Below are 3402 nucleotides of genomic sequence, written 5' to 3'. Positions count from 1 at the left end.
TTGCCGCGTTTTTCCATTACCTATTACCCATTACTTATCTTCAATCACAATTGACAAACTAGACGACTCTTGTAACTGAATCTCAGCCCGTTCTACAATCGCAATCGGAATATCTTGCTGATAGGAGCTACCCTTGGCTGTGAGTTCTAGCTGATCAATCGTGTAGTTAGAATCTCCGAGAAAGCTTCGGAGTGCTTCCATAAACTTCTCCTGATTTTGCTCTGAAACTTGGCCATTGCTGATGAAACTCTGAAGGGTTTCCTGGTCAAGATTTCCTGCCTTAGTCCTGATCTGTACCAGCAAGAGAGTTTTCAATTGGTCATAATCCAGATTGTCTCCCACTGCTAGTTTGGGTAACTGCTGCAACAGAGCAGCAGTCAAAATACTCCGAACTGCTGCTGCCATGAAACTCTTAAGTTGTGCTGGGTCAACAGTTTCGGGAACTGCAACCGCCGGAGTCAGCCTTAAGTTTAAAGTAGCGATCGCAACATCAACAACCTGGATATCGCTGGTAATGATAAACTTATTATCAGCATCAGCTAACTGAGTTTTTTCAAATTTGTTTACCTGAATTTGCGACTGTTCTTGGTCAATTATATCCTTAGCATTATTGTCTTCATCCAGAACATGAAAATCCTCCAGTTTCCAATTAATATCTAGCACTGATTCTACGGTTTTTGCCTGTTCAACTAGCTGCTCAAGTTGAATATTTTCTTCCGGTTGGAGTTGCTCAAGATAAGCACTAACCTGCTCCCGAACCTTGTCATAAATTTGCTGCTTCTCTTGTTGGGTAACTGTAACCGGTAAAATCAGCTTCAAGGCTCCGGTAATGGTGAGTAATCTCTCATAGAGAAATACCGAACTGAGCTGAGCCTGCTCCACAAACGTGACATTAACGGTGTCGTCATACAAGGGAATCCCTGGTTGCCAGAAGGAGGGAATTAACTTGATTGCTTCGATGGTGGTGATTGTCTCAATACTCTTTTTAATCTCACTCCTAACCACTGCCTGGGATGGTTTGAAGTCAGCAAAATAGTTTTGTAGCGCTTGTTCAATTGTCTGTTGTTTCTGGTCATCTAGTGCTTCAGCCTTAATTTGTAAGGCTACAGACAAGGGTTTGATTTCTGAGGCAACGCGAACCAAGTGGGGGGTGAACTTTTCTAAGATATCCACCTCTAGCCGTTTCACTGGCCTTTCGGAGGATTGATAGTGCTGGCGAGCCAGTTCAATGCCTTTTGAATTACGGATACTGGTGGTGAGGGTAAAATCAACTAAATCATTGACACCGTTACAGCCTAGTATCTTCCTCGTGAGTTGAGAGATGAGCAAGGGTTGACCCATTTTCTGGTCTTTGAGATGGGAGATAATTGTCTGCTGCACCTTTTCTTCCAACTGTAGCCGTTCCTCTGGAGACAGTTTCAGTCCCGGTTGGAGTTCAATTTGGAATACCCCATCAACGTTCACTGCTGTCGCCGGTTTAAGTAATGGGTAGATTCCCGCTGCCTTAACTCGGTCAATTTCTTGTTTGAGCTGACTAACTTTCTCAAGATCTCTAAAATCAATGCCATCAACAAATATTTCAATAAGCCCAAAGTCTTGCCGTGAAATAGCCTGCTCATTGCTAACCGTAAGAGTTACGCTATCAACCAGTAAATCTTGCCAAGTTGCACTAGCCTGAGCTTCCCCAGCTGCTCCAGAAATCCCAGCCTCTACCTCTACTTCCACCTCTTGATTTTCACCTGCTGAGAGGATTACCTCTTGAGTGGTGTGATAGTCTTTAGTTTGTGTGCCTAAGATTTCGAGTTTTATCGTTGTCCCTTTGGGAACCTTAAGCTCTTCACTAAGGGAGCCACTCTTAGTAACCTTAACCTTGCCCTTAGCAAAGTGGAAGTTTTCTCTAACTTGCACTTCCCGCACCCCAGGTAAACTCAACAGAGCATTCCGGATGGAGGTAGTATTACCGCCACTGGTCGCCAGCAGGGTTTGCTTGGCTCTTTGGCGCAGTTGTTCGTCACTCTCCTGTAGTTTACCGGTAAATCGGAGGGTTTCTTGATTATTAACTGACTTGACACCTACTACTGGCTGAGGCATCACCACAATAGTTTCAGCTTCAGTTTCCTCTGTGTTACCCCGTCGTAGAGCCTGGATTCTGACCTCGGCAGTGGTTTGGTCTTGGGAAATCGTCCCTTCTTCAATAGTCTCGTAGGCTTTTTTGGGAGAATCCTGGGTATCTTCCGTGGTAACTAGTGTACCTTTGGGAATAAAAATATCTTCATCAATGCCGATATCTCGCGTAAAGGTAACTTTTCCGGTAGCATAGTCTGGTTCTCCCCGCTTAATGCCTAAAATAGCAACTACTTTGTCAAGGTCAATGGCTTCGGCAGTATCCACAAAGCCAGACAGATATACCCGTTGCATCTGCTCGTACAGGACGGCGAGTTCCCAAGCAAAAGATTCGTATAGAGTGCGCACCACACTGCCTTCTTGAAAATCCGTTAGGGTGTCAGGAGTGCGACTCTGCATGGCCTCGAACAGTTGAGCAAAGCCTTTTTTCTCAAAAACCATCTCATTAAGCTCCAGCTAGTGAAGTTAAATTTTGCGTGTAATTTCTAGCTAATGAACTCATTACCCATTACCCATCACCCATTATTACCCATTACCCATTACCCATCACCCATTACCCATTACCCATTACCCATTACCCATTACCCATCACCCATTATTACCCATTACCCATTACCTATTACCCATTACCCATTACCCATTACCCATTACCCATTACCTATTACCTATTACCTATTACCCATTACCCTCCAGGTAGGGAAAAGCTCAGGGTCAAGGGTGTTTCCTCACCTACAGCTTTAAGGACTACAGTTGCTACGAGTGTATAACGTTGCTGACGAGAGGGAGGCTCAAAATCTATGGCCTTGATTTCTTCTATCCGAGGTTCCTGAGCTAGACACTCACGGATATACAAATTAGCAAGGGAGCGAAGACGATTATTATTTTGTTGACCCACTAACAGGTGGAGCCGTGACCCATAATTAGGATGTCCCAAAGCCGCCAGTTCCCCTTTACGGGTGTAAAGGCGATTGAGAATTGCCTGAGCCAAATTATCTAAACCTGTCGCTGTTGCCAAGTCACGATTGACACTTTGAAGGTCTACTAATTGTCGCTCAGAAATAAATTGTCCAGTGTGGCGGCGAGTGAATAATAAATCTTTTTCCATTTGGTGTTAGGTGTTAGGTGTTAGGTGTTAGGTGTTAGGTGTTAGGTGTTAGGTGTTAGGTGTTAGGTGTTAGGTGTTAGGTGTTAGGTGTTAGGTGTTAGGTGTTAGGTGTTAGGTGTTAGGTGTTAGGTAATAGCTGTTAGGTAATAGTTAATGGGTAATAGGTGATGGGT

3 protein-coding genes are annotated in these 3402 nt (G+C 44.2%); 1 reads left to right on the top strand and 2 read right to left on the bottom strand.

Features of this window, described 5'->3' with window-relative positions; genetic code table 11:
• Positions 1-30 precede the first annotated feature (30 nt).
• Positions 31-2565 (bottom strand): baseplate J/gp47 family protein, encoded by a 2535-nt coding sequence (locus tag F6K37_RS35190; protein ID WP_287255494.1) that lies wholly within the window; start codon positions 2563-2565, stop codon positions 31-33.
• Between the two features lie 51 nt (positions 2566-2616).
• On the opposite strand from F6K37_RS35190, the gene F6K37_RS35185 reads away from it, so the two are divergent.
• Positions 2617-2865, top strand: a complete 249-nt coding sequence (locus tag F6K37_RS35185; protein WP_287255492.1) for a hypothetical protein — start codon at positions 2617-2619, stop codon at positions 2863-2865.
• Here the strand turns inward: F6K37_RS35185 and F6K37_RS35180 are convergent.
• Complete coding sequence (locus F6K37_RS35180) at positions 2807-3229, bottom strand: GPW/gp25 family protein (RefSeq protein ID WP_287255491.1); 423 nt, start codon at positions 3227-3229, stop codon at positions 2807-2809. The genes F6K37_RS35185 and F6K37_RS35180 overlap by 59 nt on opposite strands.
• Positions 3230-3402: the final 173 nt, after the last annotated feature.

The sequence above is a fragment of the Moorena sp. SIO4E2 genome (genome assembly GCF_010671945.1).
Lineage (GTDB): Bacteria > Cyanobacteriota > Cyanobacteriia > Cyanobacteriales > Coleofasciculaceae > Moorena > Moorena producens.
Note: the sequence above shows the minus strand (reverse complement) of the source record. Positions and strands in the feature narration are given on the sequence as shown.

Bases quoted from the DNA above. Each gene is read 5' to 3' on its own strand.
- F6K37_RS35190 (WP_287255494.1), bottom strand. From the start codon at position 2,565: ATGGTTTTTGAGAAAAAAGGCTTTGCTCAACTGTTCGAGGCCATGCAG.
- F6K37_RS35180 (WP_287255491.1), bottom strand. From the start codon at position 3,229: ATGGAAAAAGATTTATTATTCACTCGCCGCCACACTGGACAATTTATT.
- F6K37_RS35185 (WP_287255492.1), top strand. From the start codon at position 2,617: ATGAACTCATTACCCATTACCCATCACCCATTATTACCCATTACCCAT.